At 63.3% G+C, this 26,031-nt stretch carries 28 protein-coding genes and 1 pseudogene; 17 read left to right on the forward strand and 12 right to left on the reverse strand.

Annotated elements, in window-relative coordinates:
- Positions 1-13: 13 nt before the first annotated feature.
- Genes J2J99_RS28795 through J2J99_RS28810 form a run of 4 tightly spaced genes read left to right on the forward strand, consistent with a single transcriptional unit; the run spans position 14 to position 2,701 of the window.
- On the forward strand, positions 14-1,360 hold the full coding sequence (locus J2J99_RS28795; protein ID WP_168300452.1) for a multicopper oxidase family protein: 1,347 nt from the start codon (positions 14-16) through the stop codon (positions 1,358-1,360).
- 34 nt (positions 1,361-1,394) lie between these two features.
- A complete protein-coding gene (locus tag J2J99_RS28800) occupies positions 1,395-1,874 on the forward strand; it encodes a cupredoxin domain-containing protein (protein ID WP_168300451.1) in 480 nt (159 codons plus the stop codon).
- A gap of 21 nt (positions 1,875-1,895) precedes the next feature.
- Positions 1,896-2,183 carry a copper-binding protein gene (locus tag J2J99_RS28805; RefSeq protein WP_168300450.1) on the forward strand — a complete coding sequence of 96 codons (288 nt, stop codon included), beginning with the start codon at positions 1,896-1,898 and terminating at the stop codon, positions 2,181-2,183.
- A gap of 56 nt (positions 2,184-2,239) precedes the next feature.
- A complete protein-coding gene (locus J2J99_RS28810; RefSeq protein WP_168300449.1) occupies positions 2,240-2,701 on the forward strand; it encodes a DUF411 domain-containing protein in 462 nt (153 codons plus the stop codon).
- A gap of 34 nt (positions 2,702-2,735) precedes the next feature.
- Here the strand turns inward: J2J99_RS28810 and J2J99_RS28815 are convergent, their stop codons facing one another.
- From J2J99_RS28815 to J2J99_RS34540, 10 genes are all read right to left on the reverse strand, one after another.
- Complete coding sequence (locus tag J2J99_RS28815) at positions 2,736-3,104, reverse strand: hypothetical protein (protein ID WP_168300448.1); 369 nt, start codon at positions 3,102-3,104, stop codon at positions 2,736-2,738.
- Positions 3,105-3,184: 80 nt separating this feature from the next.
- The gene (locus J2J99_RS28820; RefSeq protein WP_375337305.1) at positions 3,185-3,586 is read right to left on the reverse strand and encodes an EF-hand domain-containing protein; all 402 of its coding nucleotides are present in this window, start codon (positions 3,584-3,586) and stop codon (positions 3,185-3,187) included.
- Positions 3,587-3,680: 94 nt separating this feature from the next.
- Entirely contained in the window at positions 3,681-5,897 is a 2,217-nt protein-coding gene (locus tag J2J99_RS28825; RefSeq protein ID WP_168300446.1) for a copper-transporting P-type ATPase, read from the reverse strand.
- The gene (locus J2J99_RS28830; protein ID WP_168300445.1) at positions 5,890-6,567 is read right to left on the reverse strand and encodes a methyltransferase family protein; all 678 of its coding nucleotides are present in this window, start codon (positions 6,565-6,567) and stop codon (positions 5,890-5,892) included. The genes J2J99_RS28825 and J2J99_RS28830 overlap by 8 nt, the downstream gene beginning before the upstream one ends.
- Complete coding sequence (locus J2J99_RS28835; RefSeq protein ID WP_168300444.1) at positions 6,560-6,835, reverse strand: DUF2933 domain-containing protein; 276 nt, start codon at positions 6,833-6,835, stop codon at positions 6,560-6,562. The genes J2J99_RS28830 and J2J99_RS28835 overlap by 8 nt, the downstream gene beginning before the upstream one ends.
- Positions 6,836-6,889: 54 nt before the next feature.
- The gene (locus J2J99_RS28840; RefSeq protein ID WP_168300443.1) at positions 6,890-8,371 is read right to left on the reverse strand and encodes a multicopper oxidase family protein; all 1,482 of its coding nucleotides are present in this window, start codon (positions 8,369-8,371) and stop codon (positions 6,890-6,892) included.
- Positions 8,372-8,441: 70 nt separating this feature from the next.
- Positions 8,442-8,819 (reverse strand): hypothetical protein, encoded by a 378-nt coding sequence (locus J2J99_RS28845; RefSeq protein WP_168300442.1) that lies wholly within the window; start codon positions 8,817-8,819, stop codon positions 8,442-8,444.
- 22 nt (positions 8,820-8,841) lie between these two features.
- Positions 8,842-9,147 carry a DUF5676 family membrane protein gene (locus J2J99_RS28850; RefSeq protein WP_168300441.1) on the reverse strand — a complete coding sequence of 102 codons (306 nt, stop codon included), beginning with the start codon at positions 9,145-9,147 and terminating at the stop codon, positions 8,842-8,844.
- An 804-nt stretch (positions 9,148-9,951) separates the two neighbouring features.
- Positions 9,952-11,100: a TadA family conjugal transfer-associated ATPase gene (locus J2J99_RS28855; protein ID WP_246735413.1), complete on the reverse strand. Its 1,149-nt coding sequence runs from the start codon at positions 11,098-11,100 to the stop codon at positions 9,952-9,954.
- Positions 11,100-11,231: a hypothetical protein gene (locus tag J2J99_RS34540; protein WP_257784635.1), complete on the reverse strand. Its 132-nt coding sequence runs from the start codon at positions 11,229-11,231 to the stop codon at positions 11,100-11,102. The genes J2J99_RS28855 and J2J99_RS34540 overlap by 1 nt, the downstream gene beginning before the upstream one ends.
- A gap of 509 nt (positions 11,232-11,740) precedes the next feature.
- Here J2J99_RS34540 and J2J99_RS28860 point away from each other — a divergent pair.
- From J2J99_RS28860 to J2J99_RS28915, 12 genes are all read left to right on the forward strand, one after another.
- The gene (locus J2J99_RS28860; protein ID WP_018246152.1) at positions 11,741-11,944 is read left to right on the forward strand and encodes a hypothetical protein; all 204 of its coding nucleotides are present in this window, start codon (positions 11,741-11,743) and stop codon (positions 11,942-11,944) included.
- 13 nt (positions 11,945-11,957) lie between these two features.
- Complete coding sequence (locus J2J99_RS28865) at positions 11,958-12,521, forward strand: prepilin peptidase (RefSeq protein WP_168300439.1); 564 nt, start codon at positions 11,958-11,960, stop codon at positions 12,519-12,521.
- Between the two features lie 5 nt (positions 12,522-12,526).
- On the forward strand, positions 12,527-13,324 hold the full coding sequence (locus J2J99_RS28870; RefSeq protein WP_168300438.1) for a TadE/TadG family type IV pilus assembly protein: 798 nt from the start codon (positions 12,527-12,529) through the stop codon (positions 13,322-13,324).
- A complete protein-coding gene (locus tag J2J99_RS28875) occupies positions 13,321-14,964 on the forward strand; it encodes a TadE/TadG family type IV pilus assembly protein (protein WP_168300437.1) in 1,644 nt (547 codons plus the stop codon). Before J2J99_RS28870 ends, J2J99_RS28875 begins: the two co-directional genes overlap by 4 nt.
- Entirely contained in the window at positions 14,936-15,616 is a 681-nt protein-coding gene (locus J2J99_RS28880) for a TadE/TadG family type IV pilus assembly protein (protein WP_168300436.1), read from the forward strand. Before J2J99_RS28875 ends, J2J99_RS28880 begins: the two co-directional genes overlap by 29 nt.
- Before the next feature lies 1 nt (position 15,617).
- Entirely contained in the window at positions 15,618-16,547 is a 930-nt protein-coding gene (locus J2J99_RS28885) for a hypothetical protein (RefSeq protein ID WP_168300435.1), read from the forward strand.
- The gene (gene cpaB / locus J2J99_RS28890; RefSeq protein WP_168300434.1) at positions 16,544-17,479 is read left to right on the forward strand and encodes a Flp pilus assembly protein CpaB; all 936 of its coding nucleotides are present in this window, start codon (positions 16,544-16,546) and stop codon (positions 17,477-17,479) included. Before J2J99_RS28885 ends, cpaB begins: the two co-directional genes overlap by 4 nt.
- 20 nt (positions 17,480-17,499) lie before the next feature.
- Entirely contained in the window at positions 17,500-19,398 is a 1,899-nt protein-coding gene (locus J2J99_RS28895; protein WP_168300433.1) for a TadA family conjugal transfer-associated ATPase, read from the forward strand.
- A 10-nt stretch (positions 19,399-19,408) separates the two neighbouring features.
- Entirely contained in the window at positions 19,409-20,272 is an 864-nt protein-coding gene (locus tag J2J99_RS28900; protein WP_085861529.1) for a type II secretion system F family protein, read from the forward strand.
- Positions 20,269-21,174, forward strand: a complete 906-nt coding sequence (locus tag J2J99_RS28905) for a type II secretion system F family protein (RefSeq protein WP_168300432.1) — start codon at positions 20,269-20,271, stop codon at positions 21,172-21,174. The genes J2J99_RS28900 and J2J99_RS28905 overlap by 4 nt, the downstream gene beginning before the upstream one ends.
- Positions 21,175-21,176: 2 nt before the next feature.
- Positions 21,177-22,052 carry an FHA domain-containing protein gene (locus tag J2J99_RS28910; protein WP_168300431.1) on the forward strand — a complete coding sequence of 292 codons (876 nt, stop codon included), beginning with the start codon at positions 21,177-21,179 and terminating at the stop codon, positions 22,050-22,052.
- Between the two features lie 143 nt (positions 22,053-22,195).
- Positions 22,196-22,966 (forward strand): SDR family NAD(P)-dependent oxidoreductase, encoded by a 771-nt coding sequence (locus J2J99_RS28915; RefSeq protein WP_168300490.1) that lies wholly within the window; start codon positions 22,196-22,198, stop codon positions 22,964-22,966.
- A gap of 113 nt (positions 22,967-23,079) precedes the next feature.
- Here J2J99_RS28915 and J2J99_RS28920 read toward each other — a convergent pair whose 3' ends face one another.
- Positions 23,080-23,979, reverse strand: coding sequence for a LysR family transcriptional regulator (locus J2J99_RS28920; RefSeq protein ID WP_168300489.1), 900 nt, complete (start codon positions 23,977-23,979; stop codon positions 23,080-23,082).
- Positions 23,980-24,098: 119 nt separating this feature from the next.
- On the opposite strand from J2J99_RS28920, the gene J2J99_RS28925 reads away from it, so the two are divergent.
- Positions 24,099-24,962 carry an NmrA family NAD(P)-binding protein gene (locus J2J99_RS28925; protein WP_168300430.1) on the forward strand — a complete coding sequence of 288 codons (864 nt, stop codon included), beginning with the start codon at positions 24,099-24,101 and terminating at the stop codon, positions 24,960-24,962.
- Positions 24,963-25,086: 124 nt separating this feature from the next.
- On the opposite strand, the pseudogene J2J99_RS28930 reads toward J2J99_RS28925, so the two are convergent.
- Positions 25,087-25,946, reverse strand: a pseudogene (locus J2J99_RS28930) (NmrA family NAD(P)-binding protein).
- Positions 25,947-26,031: the final 85 nt, after the last annotated feature.

Raw genomic sequence — 26,031 nt, forward strand, 5'->3', positions numbered from 1 at the left:
AAAGGAACCCAACATGTTCAACAGACGACAGTTGTTCGGTGCGAGCGCAGCGCTGCTGGCGGCGGGAGCCTGGACGAAAACCTCAGCGATGGGGCTGCCCGACGCCCCGGCAATGAAATCGGCGGACATGCAACCTCCGCTCCACCCGACCTCTGGTCCGGACTACCAGCCGGTCGTCACCCTTAACGGCTGGACCCTGCCCCACCGGATGAACAACGGCGTCAAGGAGTTCCACCTCGTCGCCGAGCCCGTCGAACGCGAAATGGCCGATGGCATGACCGCTTATCTGTGGGGCTATAACGGCCAGTCCCCCGGCCCGACGATCGAAGCCGTCGAGGGCGACCGGGTGCGCATCTTTGTGACCAACAAGCTGCCTGAACACACGACGATCCACTGGCACGGCATGATCCTGCCGTCGGGCATGGACGGCGTCGGCGGCCTGACGCAGCCACACATCCCGGTCGGAAAGACCTTCGTCTACGAGTTCGATCTCGTGAAGTCGGGCACCTTCATGTACCACCCGCACTCCGACGAGATGGTGCAGATGGCGATGGGCATGATGGGCTTCTTCGTCGTCCATCCGAAAGATCCGAAGTTCATGCGGGTCGACCGCGATTTCGTCTTTCTGCTCAACGCCTACGACATCGATCCCGGCTCCTACGTGCCGCGCATCATGGAGATGACCGATTTCAACATGTGGTGCTGGAATAGCCGCGTGTTTCCGGACATCAGCCCGCTGGTCGTTTCCAGGAACGACAGGGTGCGGGTGCGGATCGGCAACCTGACCATGACCAACCATCCGGTTCACATGCATGGCTATGACTTCGAGGTGACATGCACGGATGGCGGATGGGTGCGGCCCGAAGCACGGTGGCCGGAGGTGAGCATCGATATCCCGGTCGGCGCGATGCGCGCCTACGAGTTCGACGCCAAGTATCTCGGCGACTGGGCGATCCACTGCCACAAGTCGCATCACACGATGAACGCGATGGGCCACGACATCCCGACCTTCATCGGTGCTGATAAGTCGAAGCTCGCCGAGAAGATCAGGAAGCTTCAGCCGGAATACATGCCCATGGGCACCAAGGGCATGGCCGATATGGGCGAAATGGAAATGCCCATTCCCGAGAACACTGTTCCAATGATGACCGGCTGGGGGCCGCATGGCCCGATCGAAATGGGCGGCATGTTCTCGGTCGTGAAGGTCCGCGAGGGCATCTCGGCGGACGATTACTCCGATCCCGGCTGGTACGAAAACCCGCCCGGAACGCAGGCCTGGGAGTGGACCGGCGAACTGCCGGACGCGACCAAGGCCAAAGACGCGAAGACGCAAATCACGCCGAAGCCGACGAACGGCTGAGGCTCAACATCCAACATCAGAAAAGGATCTACGCATGAAGAATTATGTAATGGCACTGGCTCTCGCGGCGCTTGCAACTCCCGCCCTCGCTTCCGGCAACCACGCCGGCGGTCATGGTGAGAAAATGGCGGTCGGCGAGCCTGGCGACAAGGCCAAGGCGACACAGACCATCCGCGTCACGATGAAGGAGACCGACGACGGAAAGATGATCTTCACTCCCGCCGTTATCAATGTCCGCAAGGGGCAGACGGTCAAGATCGCGATCAAGAATGCCGGAACCGTCGACCACGAATTTGTGCTCGATCAGGAAGACAAGATCCTTGAGCACAAGAAGGTCATGGAGAAGTTCCCGGAGATGGAGCATGCCGACCCCAATTCCATCCGCCTTCCGGCCGGCCAGTCCGGCGAGATCGTCTGGAAGTTCACCACCGACGGCGCGTTCAAATTCGCCTGCCTGATCCCCGGCCATTACGAAGCCGGCATGCACGGCGATGTCAGCGTCGCCGGGAAATAATTCCAACAAGGAGCCACGAATATGAAAACTGCGATGATCAAAATCAGTCTAGCCACCCTCCTCTCCGTCAGCGCGGCCTTCGGTGCGTTCGCCGAGGAGTTCACGAAGGGCGTCGTCAACAAGGTCGACGCGAAGGCGAAGAAGGTCACCATCAAGCATGAAGACCTGAAGAACCTCGACATGCCTGCGATGACGATGGTCTTCCGAGTCGAGGATCCGGCTCTGCTCGAAAAGCTGAAGGAAGGCTCGAGCATCGAGTTCGTTGCCGAACGCGTGAATGGCAAGCTGACCGTCACCGAAGTAAAATAGCATACTCCCTGTCGCCCGGATTCAACCGGGCGACAGGGCATCGAGGAGTGGAGACAATGCGCAGGAGAAGCTTCATCGCAATGGCGCCGTCCGCGCTGCTATTGCTCGCCGGACGGGTTGGTGCGACCGTCCCGACGGAGATGACTGTCTACAAGGATCCGAACTGCGGCTGCTGCCACGCATGGGCGAAGGCGATGACCGCCGCGGGCTATTCCGTCGACATCCGCGACGCCGACGACCTTGCCGCGGTCAAGGCGCGGCTGGGCGTGCCTGCGGACTTGGAGGGATGCCACATCGCCGTCGTTCAGGAATTTTACCTCGAGGGACACGTGCCGCTTGAGGCCGTCCAGCGCCTGCTAGAGGAGCGGCCGCCGGTCCGGGGACTGGCCGTGCCGGGCATGCCCTCCGGCTCGTTGGGAATGGGTGACGACCCGCAGGCGTCCTATGACGTCTATGCGATCCCCTCGAGGACCGGCGCGCCATACGTGTTCATGGAGGTCCGCCCCCGGAAGGGCTGACGCCTCGATCGTCCAAGCCATGCCGCACTACCGCTCAGGAAACCGGGGCGTTGCAGAGCGCTGACCAGAGATCGTGCTTCCAGTCGGTTCCCGGCCGCGCCGAAACGTCGATTGGATAGTCGGTGGAATTGATCCGCACCGTGGCGGGCGAAACGCAGCGCACGCTCGCCTTGTGCCGTCCGCCGTCCCGATAGAGCACTGCTCCGCCACCGTCGAATTCCGACAGTGTAATGACGACGTCGAAGTCGAAGGTGGGATCGCGAGAGACAGCGCCCTCCGCCAGACTGAGACTGACCGACCGGCTGCCACCGAACGAAGCGGTGTGGAAGACGGCAAGCCCGGCCGCCACCGACATCGATGCGGACTGCGCGCAAAGGATCAAAGTCAGAAGGACTCGGCGCATTTACCCCTCCCGCGGTGAATGCATTCCGATCCTATCATATCCTCGGAGGCTCCGCGACAGCGCCTTCGAGGTCGCCTCCGCTACGGCCCCCAGAACATCTGCATCTCTTCGGGCGTGACCTTACCGTCCTTGTTGGCGTCCACGCTACCGAAGATCGGCTTGTGGATCGCCGTCACCTCCTCGAATGACAGCGCGCCATCCCCGTCGGCGTCGGCGATCGCGAACATTATTTTCATCATGGGTCCGCGCATACCCGTCGTTGGCATGCCCCCCATCATGCCGGACTGAATCATGCCTGATCCGCCCGGCATTGCGCTCTGGCCTTGCGGGGTCGTGTCCTTCATTCCCGACGGCTGTGTCGCCTGCGCCGGGTCCGCAGGATGATGGGGATCCGCCCCGCTCGTCTGCGCAAGGGCGAGCTCTGCACTGCCGACGGCAATCGCCGCGGTCAGCAGGATAACATTTGGCACTGTCATTCCCATGTCTTTTCTCCTTTGGCTGGTTCTATCCGCGCCCGCTTGCCGGGGAACAGGATGGATGCGAATGTCGTGTCCAGCAGACGCGCCGCGGGGTCATCTAGTCGATGGCCGAACGGCGCAGCCTGAGCGAGTTGCCGATGACGCTGACCGATGACAGCGCCATAGCTGCGGCCGCGATGATCGGCGAGAGCAGCAGCCCGAAAGCGGGATAGAGTATGCCTGCAGCGATGGGCACGCCCGCCGCGTTGTAGATGAAGGCGAAGAACAGGTTCTGACGAATGTTGCTCATGGTCGCATGGCTGAGCTTGCGGGCTCTCGCGATGCCCTGCAGGTCGCCCTTCAGCAGCGTGACGCCCGCGCTCTCGATCGCCACATCGGTGCCCGTGCCCATGGCGATGCCGACGTCGGCGGCGGCAAGCGCCGGGGCGTCGTTCACCCCGTCTCCTGCCATGGCGACGACGCGCCCTTCGCTTCTGAGCCGCGCGACCACCTTGCCCTTGTCCTCCGGCAGGATCTCCGCCTCCACCTCGTCGATGCCGAGCTTTCTCGCCACGGCCTGCGCCGTCGTCCTGTTGTCTCCGGTCAGCATGACGACGCGGATGTTCTGCTCCTTCAACGAACGCAGCGCGGCGGGCGTGGTCATCTTGACCGGATCGGCTATGGCGATGAGACCGCCCACCTTGCCGTCAATGGCTACGTAGATCACCGTGGCACCCTCGCCGCGCAGCGTCTCGGCCTCGGCCGCGAGCGACGACAGGTGGACGCCCACCTCGGCCATGATCCGATGGCTGCCGATGACGAGATTCCGGCCGTCGACCGTACCGGTGACGCCCTTGCCGACGGGACTGTCAAACTCGCGGGCCTCGCCCAGGGCAAGGCCCCACTCCCGCGCCGCGGCGACGATGGCCGCGGCGAGTGGGTGTTCGCTGGCACGCTCGAGTGTTGCGGCCAGCCGCAGGAGCTCGGATTCGTCGAATCCTTGGGCGGCCTTCAATGCGGCCATCTTCGGCCTGCCTTCCGTGAGCGTGCCGGTCTTGTCAACGACGAGCGTATCGATCTTCTCGAAGCGTTCCAGCGCCTCGGCGTTCTTGATGAGAACGCCCATCCTGGCGCCGCGGCCGACGCCCACCATGATCGACATCGGCGTCGCCAGCCCCAGCGCGCAGGGGCAGGCGATGATCAGCACGGCGACGGCGGCGACGAGGCCGTGGGCGAAGCGCGGCTCCGGTCCCCAGACGCCCCAGGCCATGAAGGCAGCGACTGCGACGAGGATCACCGCCGGGACGAACCAGCCCGACACCTGGTCGGCGAGCCGCTGGATCGGCGCGCGGGAGCGCTGGGCCTCGGCGACCATGCGGACGATCTGCGAGAGCATCGTGTCGCGTCCGACTTTGCCCGCCTTCATGACGAAACCGCCGCTCTGGTTCATCGTGCCGCCGATCAGCCTGGCGCCTACCTCCTTCGTGACCGGCATGGATTCGCCGGTGATCATGGATTCGTCTACGGAGCTACGCCCCTCCAGCAGCTTCCCGTCGACCGGAACCTTCTCGCCCGGACGGACGCGCAGGCGGTCGCCGACTGCGACAACATCGAGCCCGACGTCCTCGTCCGTACCATCGTCCCGAATGCGGCGGGCGGTCTTCGGGGCAAGATCAAGCAGCGCCCGGATCGCGCCGCCGGTCTGCTCCCGCGCCCTGAGCTCAAGCACCTGGCCCAGCAGCACCAGCACGGTGATGACTGCGGCCGCCTCGAAATAGATCGCAACCGAACCATCGGCGGCGCGGAACGTGGCAGGAAAGATGTCCGGTGCCGCCGTTGCGACGACGCTGTAGACCCACGCGACGCCCGTTCCCATCGCGATCAGCGTGAACATGTTGAGGCTGCGATTGACGAGCGAGGCCCAGGCCCGCTCGAAAAATGGCCATCCCGCCCAGAGCACGACCGGCGTTGCCAGCACGAGCTGGATCCAGTTGGAAAGCTGCGCGCCGAGCAGCATGTGCAGGTTGGTGAGGTGACCGCCCATCTCCAGGGCGAGAACGGGCAACGTCAGCACCAGGCCGATCCAGAAACGCCGCGTCATGTCGACGAGCTCGGCGCTCGACCCCGCCGCTTCGGTAGCGACCTCTGGCTCCAGCGTCATGCCGCAGATCGGGCAGGTGCCGGGTCCGACCTGCCGGATCTGCGGATGCATCGGGCAGGTGTAGATCACGACTTCCTGAACTTTTGGTCCGGCACGCTCGGGAATCGCCGGCTTCTTGTCCCCATGGTGATGATGGTCGTGGGCATGGCCTTCGTGGGCGTAATGATCAGTCATGGACCGCTCCTCCCCGATGGCTACCGGCCGCATTCGCCCCGTGGCCAAGCCTCGGAACGAAGCGCGGCACCGCCTTGACGTAGGCTTCCCACGCGGTTCCGAACTCGGCGCGCGAGGCCTCCTCCTCGCGCTTGGCAAGGCGCACATAGACCCAGACGAGAACCGGGAACATGGCGAGCGTCACCAGGGTCGGCCACTGCAGCAGGAATCCTATCATGATCACGACGAAGGCATCGTATTGCGGATGCCGGACGCGGGCATATGGTCCCGTGGTCGCCAAGCGGTGATCGCGCTGGGCGTTGTAGAGCACGTGCCAGCTCGAGGCGAGTAGCCAGAAGCCGGCGACGATCAGGATGTTGCTCGCGAGATGGAACGGCCCGAAATGCGGATTGACCCGCCAGCCGAACATCATTTCCAGCAGGTGGCCAGCGTCGTGCGACCAGAAGTCGACGCCGGGAAACTGCCGCCCGAGCCAGCCGGACAGCAGGTATATCGTCAGGGGGAAGCCGTACATCTCAGTAAAAAGCGCGACGATGAAGGCGGAGAAGGCGCCGAGCGAACGCCAATCGCGCTGCGTCCCGAGCTTCGTGAAGCTCGCGGCGAAGACGATGAACACCACGGAATTGATGATCACCAGGCTCCAGAGCCCGTAGGCCGGTGTATCAGACATCGTCGGCCTCCTTCGTCTTCTGCTGGACCGTGCCGGCCCGATGGCGGGGCTGGTCATGGCCGGAATGGCCACCGTGTCCGCCGTGGGCGTGGCCGTGATGCATGAAGAGATGCATCAGCGGGCAGGCGAGGATGAGGAGCCACGGCAGGATGCCGAGGACATGCACGCGATGTTCGAATGCGATGAGGGCCAGCGCGATGGCCGCGAAGGCGATGAAGACGGTTCGGCTGTAGGTGCTCCAAGCCGACGGAGGATGATTGTCGTTCATGAGGAAGCCTCGTTTTAATGATTGCGTAAAAAGCTTCGCGTTCCTGGGACTGCGTCAGCCAATGCCATCATAGGTGACGTAGGCCATCATGCCCGTCGCCATGTGGTAGAGGTGATGGCAGTGCAGTGGCCAGCGGCCGGGATTGTCGGCGTCGAACGCCAGGACGACGCTCGCCATCGGCGGCACCAGGACCGTGTCCCTGACCGCGCCGGCAACCGGCGTTCCATTGATGCCGACCACCTGGAAATGATGGCCGTGCAGGTGCATCGGATGCGCCATCATCGAGGCGTTGCTGATCGCCACCTCTATCCGCTCGCCGCGCTTCACGACGAGACCATCCGCACCGTCGACACCCCAGGTGTAGGCGGCCATGTCGCCAGTCAGCGACAGATTGAAGCGGCGGTCCGCCGGACGTGCCTTCAGCGGGCGCAAGGGACGCAGCCGCTGTTCGAGATCGAACCCGAGAACCGGCTCCTTTGCATCGCCCTCGACCGCAATCTTGCGGACCGTCGCGCCCGCGGTGGCGAGGATGATGCCAGCGCGTTCGAGGCCCCCTTCGCGGCGGGCGAGGACGGGAAACGCACCCACCTCCTTCGGCAGGCTCAGGCGGATGTCGAGGCGCTGGCCCATGGAGACGGGGAAGGATGTTCCGGGGACCGGCTGCACGCCCTGCCCGTCGACGGCAACCAATTCTCCGTAAAGCTGGCCGGTATCGATGGTGAAGGCGGTCGCCGTCGCGCCATTGATGATCCGAAGGCGGACGCGAGCGCCCTTCTCGACCCTTACGACTTCGGGATCATCGAGCGTGCGGTCATTGGCGAGATAGGCGTCGTAGTCGACGTCGTTGAGGTCCATGGCGGCGATCCCCGGCATTGCCATGCCCGCCATGTCGCTGCCAGACATCATGTGCTGCATGCCCGACATGCCCTGCATAGCGCCGTGGTCCATCGGCTTTGCGCCGTGCGCGGCATTCCCCTTCAGCTTCGCCAGCAGTTCCTCAGCCGACGTGAAGGAGAAGTCGTGCAGCAGGACGACGACCTCCTGCTCGTCCCGCTTCCCGTCCTCCGCCGTCCGCACGATCAAAGGGGCAGCGAGCAAGTTCTGCTCCTGCAGCGTATGGGCGTGCATCCAATGCGTGCCGCCCGCGCCAACCGGGAAGATGTAGCGGCGGGTTTCCGATGGCTTCAGGCGTGCCGCCGGATTGTCGGGCACACCGTCCGCGGCCCAGGGAGGCGTTAATCCGTGCCAGTGGATTAGGGTCGGCTCGTCGATGGCGCTCGACAGAGCGACGTCGAATTCGGATCCGATGTCGAGTGTCAGTCCCGGCGTTCCGTCCGGCCCGGCGAGACCGAACACACGGGCGGACCTGCCCCTGACATCGATGGTCCGGTAGCCTACGGACAAGTTGCGCGGCTCGGCAGATGTCTTGGCGGCGGCGTCCTGCGCTAGGCTGCGCATGGGAAGAAGGGCGGCCGACGGGCCGACGAGCGCTGCTGCGCCGGCCATCAGGCCGTTGAGAAATTCACGACGTTGCATTGCGGTTGGTCCTTGTTTCCGAATCTTGCGAATGGACCGGGCGCCGCGAAGAAGGCGGCCTCCGGAATCCTCAGAGCGGAAGACGCGGAGGACCGAGCGTTGGCGGAAGCACCAGGCCGCTGCCGGTCTGGTCACCCCATGCGAAGTGGAAAAAGGAACCTGTGGCCGGAGGAACCTCGGTCCTGTCCATGCTCGCCAGGACGACGCAGAAGCCGCACTGGATGGTGCAGCATGCCTTGTGGTCGGAGGTGTGAAGGCCGCCCTGAAGCGAGATGTGAGCGTTCTTATTCAGGATGAAGGAATGCTCCAGGTCCATCTGTCCGTGGGCCGGAGGTTCATGGCACCGCATTGCCTGCGCGCTCGCCACGGGCGCAAGCAGAACCGCGAGTCCGACGAAGGAGGCCAGCACTGCGTTCACCCATGCGAACCTGCGGCGGTCGGCGGCCATGTGCGCGGCTCCGCTCCCCTGCTCAACCGAAACGCCGGCTGATGAAATTGAAGATCGCAGCGATCAATGCTCCTGCATACCCCCCGAAGATGACGCTTTGAAGGAGACCGAGCACAAGGCTTCGAAGATCGAAGCCCGTCAGGCCGAGATAGAACTGCAGCCACGGCCTGTGCAGGCCCCATTCGGGGGCAACGAACCCGAGCAGCATGCACAGCAGGAACGAGATGGAGGCGAAGACGGCAAGCGTCGCGCCCAGCACTGGAACCGAAAGACGAGCCGGCATAGCCGGGGATGTCTCGGAATGGACATTCAGGATTGTGGTCGCCATTGAACGATCCTCCGCCGTACTGCACATGCAGCCGCCTTGACACGCAGACAGTGCACCTGCCGGTCGCTTGCTTCCTTGATATACATCAAGAACACATTGTTCCGAGGGATCGCCCGTATGGCAGGCTCTCGCGACTTTCGATGAATTCAGAGGCTTTCCGCACGCTTTCGGCAAGTTCCTGTCGGCATTCCGCCATCAGCATGAGCGACCCCACGATGCACGGAATAATTGATCGACTGCGAGGATGCAGCGTCGATACTGGGGCCCTTAACGAATGCATTCGGGGAAGCATCTCTCTCGGCGCGGACATTGAGGCGGGTTTCGAATTCCAGGACCTCACGAAGGCAGAAGCACCAGTGCGGGCATTCGGCGCGACCTTCAAGATCAGCATGGCACTTCGATATGGTCTTGGTTGCATTCACAAACGAATGGGGGCTGGATTCCCAGGCGGCAATCGTGCGTTATCCAAACGACAGAAACAGATGAACTCGATCTGCACGTTGAAAAATTGCCCACTCGAGTAGTTCGAGGCTGTAATTGACGTGGCCTGTAGCCAGGCAAGGGCCTGGTTATACAGCCGTTGAACTTCGGACGAACAATGGCTCCTCACGAGATCCAGATTTCTCTCAAGTTCGCCTCGAACGAAGGCAGCGCGGCTGCCCCTCATCGCGCTGGCTAAAGCCCGCTCCAACATCCCCCCGCGCTGATCCTGGCCTTCCCGAAACCGACGATGGAAAGATGCTGCTCACCCCGGCCGTCTTCAACGTCCGCAAGGGGACAGATGGTACCGTCCACAAACAGGTTTCAAGCCGTTGCCCGCACGGTGGTTTCGGCCTTCATCCACTCCGATTGCTCTGCGCCTTGCAGCTCTTCCATCGCATCGGTGGCAAAGCTCGGGACGACGCCAGTCCAGAGAAGTGCTCCGTCGGAATTGGAATGGCCGTCGCCCTCGAGCTTGTAGATGCTTTCGACGATGTACTGGCCATCATTGTTCAGGCCCTTGATCTCGGAAATCTCGATCACCCGGCGTCTGCCGGTGCGCTTGAAGCGGGCGATCTGCACGACGACGTCGACGGCCGAGGCGATCTGGGCCCGCAGCGGCCTGAGCGGCATGTCGATGTCGGACATCAGGGCCAGCGTCTCCAGCCGGTGCAGGGCATCGTAGGGCGTGTTGGCATGCACGGTCGAAAGGCTGCCGCTGTGACCGGAGGTCATTGCCTGGATCATATCGAGCGCTTCGCCGCCGCGGCATTCGCCGACGATGATGCGGTCGGGCCGCATGCGCAGCGACGAGCGGAACAGGTCGCGGATGCTGGCGCCGCCGCGGCCGAAACGGTCGGGCTTGGTCACTTCGAGATAGACCACATGTTCCTTGCGGATTTGCAGTTCCGAGGTGTCCTCGATGACGATGATGCGTTCGTGGTCGGCGAAGGCCTCCGACAGCGCGTTCAGCATCGTCGTCTTGCCGGTGCCGGTGCCGCCGGAGATGATGACATTCTTCTGCAGCCCGACCGCTGCCTGCAGCAGCGACAGCGACTCCTCGGTCAGGCTGCCCTGGGTGACGAGATCGCGGATGCTGCGATGTTCCTTCAGAAAACGGCGGATGGAGATGCAGAGCCCGGTGCGCGCAGCCGGCGGCTGGATCATCTGCACGCGCGAACCATCGGGCAGGCGGGCTTCCACGCTCGGCTCTTCCGGCGTCAGCCGCTTGCCGGAGAATTGCGCGATGCTGCGCGCGGCCGATTCCAGGTCCTCGCGGTTGGCAAACCGCGTATCGGCGCGTTCGAGCTTGCCTCGTCTTTCCACGAAGATGTCGGAGGTTCCGTTGATCAGGATTTCGGAAACGCTCGGATCCTCGAGAAGGAAACGGATCGGTCCGAGCAGCTTGTCCAGCGCCCGGGTCAGGACCTGGAAGGTTGCCTGTTCGGCGGCGTCGTCGGAAACGGCCTTCATCAGAGCGGCATCCCGACAAGGACGGAGCTCATGCCGAACAGCGTCACCATCATCTGGACCGCCGTCGGGAAGAACAGCATCAGTGGAATGAGGACCAATGCAAGTATCAAGACGCTGCTCATCGTTTCCATGATTTTGCCTCCGGAACGACTGACGGGCCACAGCCAATATTGAAGACAAGCTTAATCCAGATCGGCAAGCAACGCCATGGGGGCGCCCTCGCTCGTGCGGCACTTTGGCCGCTTTGCTCCCGTCTCTTCTATCACCTTGAAACTATTGGTCAATAATGGAGCAGCCGGCGATGTTCGCGAAAACGGCTTCACTCCATGCCTCGCCATATAAAACAACAGCATGTTCAGCGGGTTAGCGTGAAAACGCCGCCGTCAACCGCATTTCCGCAGGCGACGCCTCCAAGACAATTGGAACCCTGCCTTCCGTTTGCTTGACGGAGGGCTGGCCTTGGGCGCACTCTTGGGTCTTAATGATGTTGCTCAACAAGCGTTGGCGACCGGGGAAGAAAAGCAGAAGCAGAAAACATCATTGGAATGAGCAACGTGCTGGTTCTGATCGATAGCGTATGCTTGCTTCTTTTCATCAAGGTCTTCGATCCGAAACAAACTTGGGAACGAGGAATACGCAGATGTTTGGAAAACTCAAGACTCTCGCAATTGCACTTCACAAGGACGAACGCGGCGACATGGCCCAGATCGTCCTCGCCGTCGCCCTGATCGTCATTCCGCTGATGCTGCTCCTGCTCGCATTCGGCAAACAGATCGGCGAATGGTTCAACGAAAAGAATACCGCCCTCTCCGATGCCGAGAGAATTCCTGAGCCGGGTCAATAAGCGGGTCGGTGTCATGGACATGACCTACGATCTGACCCTAATGCCAGCGGCGGCGGCTCTTGCCGTCGCCTGCGCCACGACCGCGGCGGTGTTCGATCACCGCCATGGTCAGATCCCGAACGCCATCACCTACCCCTGTCTGCTTGCCGGGTTCATGCTGGCGGCGATCGGCGGCGGCCTTGCGGGGATCGGCCTGGCTTTTGCCGGTCTCCTTGCCTCAGGCCTGATCTTCATCATCGCCTTCGCAGCCGGGGGCTGCGGCGGCGGTGACGTCAAGCTGATGGCGGCGCTCGGCGCCGTTCTCGGCCTCTGGCCGGCCATCGACGTGACGCTCGCATCGCTGATGATCGGCGGCGCGATAGCGGTTTTCTCGATGGCGCGGCGGGTTCAATGGGGCGTGCTGGCGCGAACCGTCGGACTGTTCGCCCTGCTGCTGCCCGCAGGTTTCCGCGATGCCGCCACCGTGCTGAGGCCGCGCGAAACCCATCATACCGTCCGCTTCGGCGTCGCCGCCGCGCTCGGACTTCTCTGGTGCCTGTTCATGCCTGATTTCACCCCTCTTTCACTCGTGAGGTAACGGCAATGCGCGCGGAACTCGAACACCCCACTTTCGACGGTGCTTTCTGGAGTTCGATCCTGCACTCGCGGACCTTCTGGATCCCTCAGGATCATGGCGCGCTTCTCGGCACCTTTGCCATCGCCATGCTGTTGCTAACCTCGATGCTGCTGCTGCCGCGGCTTTCCGCCCGCCGGCGCCGGATATCGGAGCTTCACGGCGATGTCTCAGGCAGCACGACGATGATGGATTTCGTTCTGGTCACGCCGATCTTCGTCTTCTTCATGTTCGTGGTCTTCCAGTTCACGATTCTGGCGAAGAACCACCTCTTCACCCACTATGCCGCTTATGCGGCGGCCCGCAGCGCCCGCGTCTATTTCTGCCCGGCGCTGCCGATCACCATCCGCAGCATCATCGACCCCAAGACCTGCGATAACGACGCCGCAGCCGGCAAGGCCGATCTTGCCGCACGCCTGGCGCTGATCCCGGCCGCTCCCTATGACCAGCTGAAATGCGTCGGCGCCTGCCAGCCGCCGGAAGAGGCGCTGAAGAGCCTTGCCGACGCCTCGGGCCTCTCGAAGAACTGGCGCGCCATGCGCAACCAGGCCCGCTACATGTTCGACCCGCAGAACGTCACGGTCACCGTCGATCGCGCCCCGATGGCGCTCTATGCCGCCATCAACCGCTCGCCGCATGTGCCGGTCACGGCCAAGGTCGAAGCGCGCTTCCTGCTGCTCGAATATGCCGGCTGGGTCTTTGCCCGCGGCCAGAGGAAGGACGGGCGCTACTACACGATTTCGACGGCGGAGGTGAACCTGCTATGACACCGTCCTTCATCCATCGCCTGCACCGCGACCAGCGCGGCTTCCTGTCTCCGATCATCCTCTACATGACAATCGCGCTCGCGCTGATGATCGTCTGGATCCTGAACACCGGGCAGATGATCTACGACAAGCAGCGTACGCAGGATACCGCCGATGCCGCCGCACTCGTTCACGCCGATTGGGAGGCGCGTTATCTCAACATCATGGCGATGAACAACGTCGCCTCCTCGCAGGCAACCGTGGTCATGGCAACGTCGGTCGCCTATCAGTTGACCACCGCGGAACTGGCGCTGCGCTCGGGCGTCATTCTGGCGAAACTTGCCGAATATTCTTTCACGGAGGGCTTCGGGCCGGCGTCGCTCCTGCCGCCGCTTCCGCCGATGCCCTATTGCCCCGGCTGGCAAAAGGTTCCGATCGTCGGCGGCATCATTTACGGCGCTTGCCTGGCGTTTCAGGGGTTCCGGGCGACCGAAGCCACCAAGGCGATCGCCTATACGGTGGCGGCGCAGGTCAAATATGATCCGCTGGGTCTGATCAACAAGTCGAGCGACATCATCGACGCGATGAATGACCTGAACGACTATCTGGTTGAAAGTTTTCCCGAGCGGGTCGGCAACGACGCCTTGCATCTGGTTCGTTTGAACAAGTCGGATCATGTCGTCTTCCATCCGCCCTGCGAATCCTGCGGCCAGGCCGGGGAAGGTGCCGGCGGCAACCTGCCGGTCGATCGTGACGGCGTCAACCCGGCCGCTGCCTATACGGAAATGTGCCTTGCCATGTCCTATGGCACCCAGGGACAGGATCCGCTGCTCATGCGCGGCGAATACGCCAATCGCGGCTTCCCCAACGGCAAGGGTCCATTGACGGCAGGCGGTGTCGACGGCAGCCATATCCGCGACTGGGTCAACCATGAGAGCGGCATCGACAATCAGCTGGTGGAGTTCTACATCTTCTATGAAGCCTTCGGGCCGGCCTATCTGAGCAAGGTCCCATTCAAGGCGATTGTCGAGCAATATGCCGGCGATCTCAGCTGGTGGCAGGAACTGGCGCTCGATGCCAGCTTCTGGATCGCTGACAAGGTCTTCGGCGTCGGCTTCGGTATCACCAATCCGTTCCAGCTGCCGATCGACGTGCCGCCGCGCTATTCCGACTCGCAGACGAAGGACGAGAACGACTTCACCCGCAAGTTCGACATGATCTGGAACCAGGTCTGCGGTCCGGCGGGCGGGGCGATCTCTGTGAGCGGCGCCAGCCTGCCGCTCCTCTCCTTCCCGAAGCCCTATTGGCTGAAGGGACGCATCCCCTTCAACTTCACGCCCTTCGGCGGCGACCAGCTCACCGACTACCAGACGCTGGCAATCGTTTCGCGGGCGCCGCGCGCCAGGCTCCAGGTGCGTCTGTTCAAGGACAAGACGCCGTCCGCTTTTGCCCTGGCGCAAAGCTGGGTCCATAACTACACGGCCTTCGACCTATACACCCAGGACTGGCTTGCCTCGCTGGCGCCGGCGACGCTCGCCGACGATATCGGCGCGGTTTCCAGCACCATCAAGCAAAGCCCGGCCGCCGACAGTTTCACCGGCCTGACGCGCGTCTTCGACAATGGAGGAGCCAATGCCTGGGCTGCCGTCAACACACACTGAGCAGGCTGGCAATGCTCCGGCCGGCGGGTTCATGATGCGGCTGCACCGCGACCGGCGCGGTCTGGCCTCGATCGAATTCGTGCTCGCCGCGCCGGTCATCCTGCTGATCGTGATCTTCGTCATTCATGCGAACAGGATCTCCACCAAGAAGGTGGCGACCATGCTCGCCATGCGCAATGCCGCGTTCGCCGAGGCGAGCGGCCTCACCTGCACCTCCGATTTCTCCAACGTCTTCCCGATCCCGGCCTTGCCGGCCCTGCCCGGGGGAGACGCCATCAACTGTTCGCGCACGCCCTCGCATGAAGGCGGCGGCGATCCTCAGCGGACCTTTATCTGGGACGACGTGCAGAACACCCTCAAGAGCAATGGCCGCGACTTCGGCGACATGGTCGGCGATCTCGCCGACGAGAAGCCGCAGCTCGTCACCGCGACCGCCGACCGCGTCTACAAGTTCAGGGATTCCGACGATCTCGACACCATCCGCAGCGTCCGCTGGAAGGATGCGTTCACGGTCGACGACTCGACGCTGTTCATCTCGCACAACAACGACACCACACGCCGCGGCTACGATCCGACGCTGCGCCGGGAAATCCGAGATGTGGCCAGCGATTCCGGCGATCTCTTCGACGGCGTCTTTCCGGGAGCGAAATAAGATGAGACAGGGCGCGCGCATTTCCTTCCGCCTTGTCAGCCATGTCATCGGCGTGACTTTGGTTGTCTGGCTCGCAATTGCGATCATGGTCAAACCGGGCCATGCCGAGGTCTATAGGGATTTCAGGGCGACGCTGAATGCGATGCTGGCCGGCATCCTCGGCGCGCCGGAACGCTCGCCGCGCGATCTCGTCATCAACGGCCAGCCGCTGGAGTTCACACCCTACCAGAGCGATCGCAGCATCTCCGATATCACTGACGAATGGCTGCGTGTGCTGGCCGCCAATACCCGACCGGCCCTGCCGAAAAGCAACGATAAGGAAGAACTGACCGCCGTCATCGCCGCCAACATGATGATCGTCCCGAAGGTGAGCCGCATCCGCGACGACCTTGCCGTTGTCGTGCGCTTCTTCGACGGCGACGGCGAGGCAGCCCTCGACTATATGAGACGGCAGGATCCGAACGATCCTTCGGCGAGGGTGTCGATCCCGGGTGTGTCGATCATGATCCGCCGACCTGCCGATGCGCCGATGACCGAAGTGCTGATGAGCCGCTTCGACGATGTCGCCGCCACGCTGCCGGCCTTCGCCGCCCCTGCCGATGTGGCCAAGCTGCCGATGTCGCTGCGTCCGCCGGCCGGCGTCGAGGTGCTGAGCGATATCGGCGACCATGACAAGGGCCATATGTCGCGCACGGTCGTGTCGAAGGGCACGCTTGCCGCCGCGCGCTGGTCCGATCAGCGCGCCGACCTGCTCGTCCGCGACGGCTTCACCATCGAAACGCCGCCGGCTGAGCGCGGCGGGGTCACCGCCCTTTACGGCCGGCGCGGCAGCGTCGAAGCCAATGTTCTCTACACGAGAAGCAGAACCGACGGCAGGACCGTTGAGGTCATTCAAATCAGGCAACCCTTCTTAGAGGGAACAACACCATGAACTGGAAGCTCATTGCCGCCGTGATCGTCGGGCTGATCACCGGCGTCCTCCTCTACTTCTGGACCGAGAGCGTCAAGAACGAGCAGGTGGCCTATGCCTTCATGCGGCTTCAGCCCGACAAGAAGGTGACGAGAGGACAAGCGATCACGCCCGACATGCTCGCCGAACCGGTGATGTTGCCGGAAAGCTTCGGGGCGCTTGCCAAGCTCGCCGTGCCTGCGGCGAGCGCCTACCAGGAGTGGTTGAAGGATCGCACGGCTGCAGCTGATATTCCGGCTGGTTCCGTGCTGCTCTTCCAGTATTTCGACGATACCGATGGCGGGCGCCTGACGACGATGATCGCGCCCGGCAAGCGCGCGCTCACCCTGCCTGTCAACGCGACCGCGGCCGTCGGCCACTTCGTCGAGCCCGGCAGCTATGTCGATATCCTCGGCACCGTAGACGAGCCGGTTGAGCCCGTGGCGCCGGCCGCCGCGACCCAGCCGGGAGCTCCTGGCCAGGCCCCTGCCGTTCCGGGCCAGCCTGCCGCGACCGCACAACCGGCCGTTCCGGCTCAGCCCGCGTCGCCGGTCGAGCAGATGCTGAAGAACTATCTCACCCAATATCCCGGCGCCGACGAGAATGATGTCAACGCCTACCGCAAGCAGGCGCAGGATTATAAACTCGGCATCAGCTCGCGCACCCGCGTCGTCACCCGCACCTTCCTGCAGAACGTCAAGGTTCTGGCGGTCGGTGCGGCGACGACGCCGGAGGGCGCCGTCACCAAGGCTAACAGCACTTACAACAACGTGACTGTCGAAGTGACGCCGTCGGAAGCCGAAATGCTGATCTTCGCCCTGGGCCAGTCGAACGGCAGCCTCAACCTCGTGCTGCGCAATCCGACAGATAATAGTGTCGAGGAACTGCCGAGCATCAACTGGACGCGCATGTGACCGGTGCGGGAGAGTAAGCCATGCTGTTGAAGATTTCCTATGAGGACGGCAGCGGGCGGGAGGTGATCCCGCTCTCGGCGAACGAGACCTATTTCGTCGGCGAAAGCAGCACGCTTTCGCTTCCCGCCGGCGCCGGCGTCGTGCGCCTGCGCGGCAGCCATGTGTCCTCGCCGCAATTCGTGCTGCGCAAGTCCGGCCAAGGCTGGTCGGTGCAGCATCACGGCCGCAATCCCACGCGCGTCGACGACCAGCCGCTGAGGGCCGGCACGCCGGTGGCGGTTTCGGCCGGCATGTCGATCTGGGTGCCGAATGTCACCATCGAACTCGTCGAGCCGGCGGCGGCGCCGGAGGCGGTGACGCAGTTTCCGGACCAGGAGCGGGTGCTGGCGCTGCAGATGGAAATACATGAGCGATTGCTAAAAGACACGCAATATGACCGGCTGGTGAAATCCTCCGATTTCGGCCGCGAGGAGACGCGCGGCCGCATCCGCGAGCGCCTCGACCTGTTCATCAAGGAGGCGCTGGACGCTGCGCCGCAGGATCTCGTCATCCTCGTCATCAAGAATGCCGTCTACCGGTGGCTGGCAAAACGCATCGCCCGCACCGGACGGCGCGACGGCGCTTCGAATGCGGCCAGCCTCGCCCGCGAAGAGCAGGACAACCGCCGGCTCTTCGATGTCGGCAAGGCGCTGATCTCGGCGCTGCAACTGAAGCTGAACTTCGAATCCACCCGTTCCGACTTCGCCCAGCTCGACACCAAGTTCGGCGCCGCCTTCCAGGCCCGGCAGGCCCTGTTCAACGCCGGCGACCGCTACGAGATCGCCCATATGCATCTGCGCTCCAATATCGAGGAGCTGATGTATCGTTGGGGCACGATCTCGGAACTGATGGATCTCGACGTCATCTCGGAAATCATGGTGACGCGCTACGACGAGATCTATGTCGAAAAATTCGGCCTGCTCGAGCGTTACCCCTTCGCCTTCGCCAATGAGCGGCAGCTGATGAAGGTGATCGAGCGCATCGCCGTCGATTCCAACCGCTCGATCAACGAGAGCGAGGCGATGGCCGACTTTCGCATGCCGGACGGTTCGCGCGTCAACGCCGTCATCCCGCCGCTCGCCGTCAAGGGCGCCTGCCTCACCATCCGCAAGTTCGGCGGCAAGTCGCGGCTCGACATCAGCAAGCTGGTGGCCGCCGGCGCGCTCAGCGAACCGATGCGCGCCTTCCTCGAGGCGGCGGTGCGCGCCCGCAAGAACATCGTCGTCTCCGGCGGCACCGGCTCCGGCAAGACGACGCTCCTGAACAGCCTGTCGCAATTCATTCCGGTCGGCGAGCGCGTCGTCGCGGTCGAGGACACGTCCGAACTGCAGCTCGACGGCATTCACGTCGTCTACCTGCAATCGCGGCCGAAGACGGCGGAGAGCGAAACCAGCGTCACCATCCGCGATCTGGTGCGCAATGCACTGCGCATGCGCCCCGACCGCATCATCGTCGGCGAGTGCCGCGGCGCCGAAGCGATCGACATGCTGCAGGCGATGAACACCGGCCATGCCGGCTCGATGACGACGGCGCATGCCAACACGCCGCAGGACATGATGACCCGCCTCGAGGTGATGGTGCTGCAGGGCCAGAGCTCGCTGCCGGTGACGGCGATCCGCCAGCAGATCGTCGCCGCCGTCGAACTCGTCGTGCAGCTCAACCGCCTGGAAAGCGGCCGGCGCGCCGTCACCGAGATATCGGAGGTGATCGGCATCGATCCGGACACCGGTCTAATCATCGTCGAGCCGATCTTCAATCTCGTCGGCCGCGCCGGCGGTCAGGCGGTGCATGCCTTCACCGGCTACCTGCCGAGCTTCGTCGCCGAGCTCGTTTCCTTCGGCGAAGACGGCGAGATCAAGAACTTGGATATGTTTGTTTGAGGGTGGAACCATGGACATCAGCATTCTGCAGATCCTGACGATCGCCCTCGGCGCGGTGACGGCGGGACTGCTGGTCTGGGGCGCGCCGGTGCAATGGCCGGCACCGCTGCTGCGCGCCACCGAACGTGACATCGCGCTCGCCAGCGAAGCAGCCCAGGTCTTCGGCCGCGATGCCGTGCCGCCCTATACGATGATCCTCGCCTATGCCATCACCGCGATCGTCGTCTTTGCCCTGATCTCGCTGATCTTCGGACCGATCGTCGGCATCGTCGTCGCCATTCCCGTCGCCTTCTTCCTGCCCAAGGCGACGATCCGCTACTTCCTGCAGCGCCGCTGGCTGCAGATCGAATCCCAGCTTCCCTATGCCGTCGACCAGATCGTCTCGGCGGTGCGCACCGGCAAGCCGCTCGCCGTCGCCGTCAATGCGGTCGCCGATACCGGCCAGATGCCCTCCTCGCGCGAGTTCGAGCGCATTGCCCGCGAACAGAAGCTCGGCATCGGCCTGGTCGAGGCGCTCGACCGCCACGGCCGCACCGTGCCGAGCCTGCATTTCAAGATGGTCGATGCCGCCCTCGGCCTGTTTGCCCGCCAGGGCGGCGACATATCCGAGCCGCTGACGGAAATGTCGAAATCCTTCAAGGAGATATGGAAGCTCGACCAGAAGATCAGCACCTCGTCGTCGCAGGCGCGGATGAACTTCCGCGTCGTCAACGGCGGCGCGCTGTTCATGATCCTGATGATCTTCTTCGGCCAGCCCGAGCTGATCGACAAGGTGTTCGGCAACGCCATCGGCATCGTCATCGCAATTGTCGGCGCCATTCTCTACGCCACCGGCTTCTTCTGGATGCGCTCGATGATGAAGGTGTCGGTATGATGTCGCAAATACCCCTCGCCCCGATCGCCATCGTCCTTGCCGGCATCACCGCGGCGCTCATCGTCTGGTGGATCGGCGACCTGCTCGGCAGCATCGAGGTGGTGCGGCGAAAGGCTGGCGGCGACGGGCCGCCGCCGAATATTGTCGACAGCATCGGCATGCGCACGCCCGTCGAATTCGTGCTGCGACATTTCGAGCCGCTCCTGGCCGATTTCGGCGCGCAGCTCGAAAAGAAGCTGATCTATGGCGGCCGACCGTTCGGCGGCGTGACGGGGCGTGAATATATCGCCCTTCTCATCGTCTTGAGCCTGTTCGGCTTCATCCTGCTCGGCGTGCTGTTCGGTATTGCGAGCGGCAGCGTCATCGGCGGGCTGGTCGCCGGGCTGATCCTCGGTTTCATCCCCGCCATCTATTTCTGGGTCGTCGCCGACGACAAGATGCAGGACCGCAAGGAGCGCATCTCGCGCGAATTTCCCTATTTCCTCGATCTCGTCGTCATGACGCAGCAGGCGCAGGCGACCCTGCCGGAAAGCCTGCGGCTCTATGCCGAGGCAGCGCCCGGCACCGTGATGAGCGAGGAGATCGAGCAGACGCTGAAAGACGTGGCGCTCGGCACCGGCATGATCGAGGCGCTGCAGCGCCTGGAGGCGCGCATGACGGCCGAGGAGGTGGTGCGGGTCATCCGCGCCGTCATCCAGGGCGAGGTCGAGGGCAGCAACCGTGTCGAGTTGCTGCGCGAACATGCGCGCGACCTGCGCTTCCGCCGCTGGGAAAAGGCCGACAGGGCCAGTGAGAAGCTGAAAGCCAAGATCGTCATGCCGGCGATGATGATCGTCGTGTCGATCCTGCTTCTGGTGCTGGCGCCGGCTATCGTCGAGATGATGTCGAGTGGGATGTTCTGATCATGGCCTTTTCCTTCTTTCGCGGCAACAAACCCAGCCTTCTGCAGACCGGTCCCGGCGGCCAGAGCCGCAGCCACGTGCTCGCCCGACCGGAAATGTCGATCGGCCGGGCAGCCAATGCCGATATCGTCGTCGACGATCCGTTCCTTGCGCCGATCCATGCGCGCATCGAAAAGCAGAGCGACGGCGGCTTCATCATCCGCCGCATGGGGCTGAACCCGATCATGCTGCGCGGCGAGGCGCTGCTGCAGACGGCCTCACTGAAAACAGGCGACAGCTTCCGCCTCGGCAAGGACGTCGAGTTCCAGTTCGTGGAGAAGGCGCCCGCCAAGGAGGCGCCGAAGAAGGAGGCGGCCAAGGCAGACGACGGCAAGCCGAAAAAGCCGCTCTTCAAGCAGCCTGCCTTCCTCGCCGGCATGGGCCTCGTCTACCTCGCCGTCGTCGGCATCATCGGCTACGTGATCCTTTCCGGCGGCGGCAGCACGGAGGCCGGCCCGACCGCGGAGCGCATCAATGCCGAAGCCGCCCGCATTCCGACCTGCATCAAGAATGCCAGGCGCCTGCGTCAGGTGTCGGAGCAGACTTTCAACGGCGCTGTCGGCGGCCGCGTCGGCCGCGATGGCGACGTCACCTATGCCGCGCTTTCGCTTAGCACCGAACCCGCCGACGATGCGGCCTTGGCAAAGGCGGCAGCGCCGATCGTCGAGGCCTACAAGCGCACGGCGCTCGCCGCCCTTGCCTCGGAAAACCGCGGCAACAACACGCTGGCGCAAAGCCTCTATCAACAGACCTACGATCTCGTTCCAGACGTCAACTGCTCGGCCGCCCGTTTTGCGCTGCAGCGCCGCGCCGCCACCAAGCCGCCGGCGCGGCGGTGATCGGGGCACTGCAGAGATGCTCGCCTGTCGTCCGAGCCGATCCGCGTCGAACGGGATATGATCGCCCGAGAGGCTTGCCGTGTTGCACGACGGCAGTCGCATAAGTGGCCAGGTCCAAATGATTTCATAAGGGAGGAACGATGATGCAGAGGAATGCGCCGGACTTCAGCCTTGAAGGGAAAGTGACTTTGGTGACAGGAGCGAGCCGTGGCATCGGCCGAGCCTGCGCGCTTGCCTGCGCCGCGGCGGGCTCCGATATCGTCCTGGGGGTCCGCGACGTCGAAGCCTCGGCGGATCTGGTTGCCGAACTCGAGGGGGCGGGACGAAAAGTCCTCGCCGTCGAGCTGGACATTCCCAACAAAGCCCACATCGCCAAAGCCGTCGAGGCGGCGTTGGCGACATTTGGCCGGATCGACGTCCTCGTCAATAATGTCGGCGTCGCTCCGGGCAATCTCGCCGAACTCGTCGAGGAGAAGGACCTCGACGAGATCCTCGATGTCAACATCAAGGGCACCTTCCTGATGACGCAGGCCGTCGGGCGTCAGATGATCAAGCAGAATGGCGGCCGGATCATCAGCATCAGCTCACAGGCCGGCACCGTGGCGCTGCGCGGCGAGGCCATCTATTGCATGAGCAAGGCGGCGATCAATCACCTGACGCGCTGCCTTGCAGCCGAATGGGCCCGCTACAATGTCACCGTCAATACCGTATCGCCGACTTTCATCCACACGGATGGGACAGCACCCTTTCTATCCGATCCCGCCAATCGCCAGGCGACGCTCGATCACATTCCCCTCGGCCGGATCGGTGAAACCGATGATGTGGTGGGCGCCGTCGTCTTCCTGGCGTCGCCGGCTGCGAGCCTGATCACCGGCGCGAACCTGCTGGTGGACGGTGGATGGTCCGTGGCGTAAGCCAAAGGCTACATTGTCGGCAAGTATGATGCGACTTATGCCGCGCTTTGCGGCCGCTAAATCCGCCGAAGATGCTGGTGACAAAAGCTCCGAGCCAATCCTCGCAGCGGCGTCTAGCCGACGATTTCGACGCAGAAATCGATAAAGGCGCGGACCTTGGCCGGCACATGATGGCGGGAGGTGTAGAAGCAGTGCAGCGGAAAGGTCTCATCGGGCCAGTCCGGATAGAGATCGACCAACTGCCCGCAGTCGAGATAGGGCTTCATGCCGAGCGCGAAGACCTGGGCGATGCCGATGCCCGCGAGACAGGTAGCAAGCGCCGTGCCGGCATCATTGACGAGGACGCGGCCACGAGTTTCGATCGCCACCACCTTCTTTCCGCGCCGCAATTCCCATTCGAAAGGCCTGCCCGTCAAAGGGTCCTGATACTGGATGCAGGTATGATCGGTCAGGTCGGCAGGCAGCGTCGGCGTGCCGTGCTGTGCAAGATAGAGCGGCGCGGCAACCGTGATCACCCTCGTGCGAAACAGCTGCCGGGCAATCAGCGAGTTCTTCGCCGGGATTTCGCCGAAGCGCACCGCCACATCCATGCCGTCGGCGACAAGATCGCCGATCTCGTTCCTTGTGACCACCTCGAGCTGAAGATCGGGATAGCGGTCGAGAAAGGTGCCGAGCTTCGGCGCGAGGATCAGCCGCGAAAAATACGGATCGACATTGATCCGCAGCCTCCCACGCGCCGTCTGCGTCGTCCCGGCCGCATAGGCAGCGGCTTCTTCGATGCCGCCAAGTAGCGGCATGACCTGCTCGTAGAAACGCGTGCCGTCATCGGTGAGCCTCAGGGATCGGGTCGTCCGCTCGAGCAGGCGCACGCCGATGCGGCTCTCAAGTCGCGCCACCGCCCGGCTGACTCCGGAAGCTGTCAGCCCCAGCGCCTCGCCCGCCCGCGCAAAACTGCCACTCTCAACGACGGCGGCCAGCACGCTGACCCCATTCAGCAATCGTCCGTCGAACATCATCCAATTCCTGATATTTTGTCATGAACTATCTGACAAAAGGTCAATTCAGTCAAAAGCGACTTTGGCGCATCTTTTGTTTCATCGCGGCGCAAGCCGTTGCCAAAAGGAGTCCTAGAATGTTTGCTGTGACTGGAATAACAGGTCAGGTCGGCGCCGTGGTCGGCGCGAAATTGATGGATCAGGGACTGCCTGTCCGTGCAGTCCTGCGCAATGCGGAAAAAGCAGGCGCCTGGCGGGATCGCGGTGCGAAAATCGCCATTGCCCAAATGACGGACGCGTCGTCCCTCGCCCTCGCCTTCGAAGGCGCCGAGGGCGTCTTCCTGCTTCTGCCGCCCAGCTTCGATCCTGCGCCGGGTTTCCCGGAGGTAAAGGCAATCATCGAGGCGCTCAAGACGGCGCTCACAAAGGCGTCACCGAAGAAGGTGGTCTGCCTGTCGACGATCGGCGCTCAGGCAAAGCAGGAGAATCTGCTGAGCCAGCTCGACCTCTTCGAGCAGGCAATGTCGACACTCCCGATCCCGGTAGCGTTCTTGCGCGCCTGCTGGTTCATGGAGAATTCAGCCTGGGACATCGCACCGGCAAGGGAGAGCGGCATCATGCCAAGCTTTCTGCAGCCGGTCACCAAACCCGTGGCGATGGTATCCGTGCGCGATGTCGGCGCCACTGCGGCTGAAATGCTGCAGGAGGACTGGACCGGTAAACGCATCGTCGAGCTTGAGGGTCCTTTCCGCATCACGCCGCTGCAGATGGCGGAGGCCTTCTCTACCGTGCTCGGCAAGTCGATCCGTGCCGAGCCGGTTGCAAGAGAGACATGGGAAGCGCTGTTTTTGAACCAGGGGATGCAGAACCCCCGACCCCGTATGCGCATGCTTGACGGCTTCAACGAAGGCTGGATCGAGTTCGAAGGCGGCGAGGCCCGATCGCGCAAGGGAACAACCACCTTTGAGACCGCTATCCGCAAACTGGTCGAACGCGGCTGACGAACACGCCGTGGCGGCTTCAGCAATCCCATGGAGGTCGCTACCCGAGGCCGAGGCGCCTGCCCAGCGGCACACGTCTCATACAGCCTTTCGGCGGGCTCGCTATTTCGTCCATCGGGTCGCGTCAGGACGAGTCACGAACGAGCCCATCTATGTACGTCTGGAGCGGGATCGATCCGCGAATTGCGTCCTCGGGATATTCGGGGCCATCGGCGGTGAGAGCCGTCATCCTGGCATATGAGTGAGCCGCCGCGTCGGAGAAGCCCGAACGGCGGTATGCGTCTTCCCAGGCTTCGCGCGGGATCACCTCGACGCGAACGGTCCGGCCGAGGGTGGCGGCGAAGGCTGCGGCAACGTCATTGGGAGAGTATCGCTCCGGCCCTTCGACGGCGTATATGGCGATCTGCTCGATCGGCTCCTGCAGCAGCCGCGCAGCCACCCTTCCCAGATCCTCCGGCGCGACCATCGGGAGCGCGAGGTCGGCCGGGAGCATGGTCGACAACACCCCGTCCTTCGTCACGGAGCCTGCCATCGTATCCCAGTTGCTGTAGTAATAGGCTGCGCGGATGACACTGGCAGGAATCGGCTGGTTTCTCAGGCCCACCTCCAGTTCATAAAGGACGTTGAGATCGCCGCATTGCTCGCCCGGCTGCGCGCCCATGGTTGATTGCGCCACCACCTTCTCCAGTCCCGAGCCTTCGATCGCCTCGAGCAGGCAACGCACGGTCTCCCGTTCCTCCCGATCCGTATCGCTCGCGATGTCAGCATTCGGGTTTAGCAGGAAGGCCCGCTTCCCGCGGCGGAACACCGTCCGTAGCGAGGTCACGTCGTGGACTCGGCGAGCGCAACCTCTGCGCCCCGCCGTCGCCATGCGCCCGCCTTCTCAGGGTTTCGCGTGACGATGGTGACGGCTTCGCCCTCAGCGAGCAGCGTCCTCGCCACTGCTGAGCCAACGCGCCCCGTCCCTCCAACAATGATGTACATCGGCCATGCCTCCCGCAATCATGCCGAGCACAACACTTCGCCTCTGCCAAAGGTTCCCTTGCCGTCGCACGCACAGTTCACCGAT

Origin of the sequence: Rhizobium binae (assembly GCF_017357225.1) — a bacterium.
Taxonomy (GTDB): domain Bacteria; phylum Pseudomonadota; class Alphaproteobacteria; order Rhizobiales; family Rhizobiaceae; genus Rhizobium; species Rhizobium binae.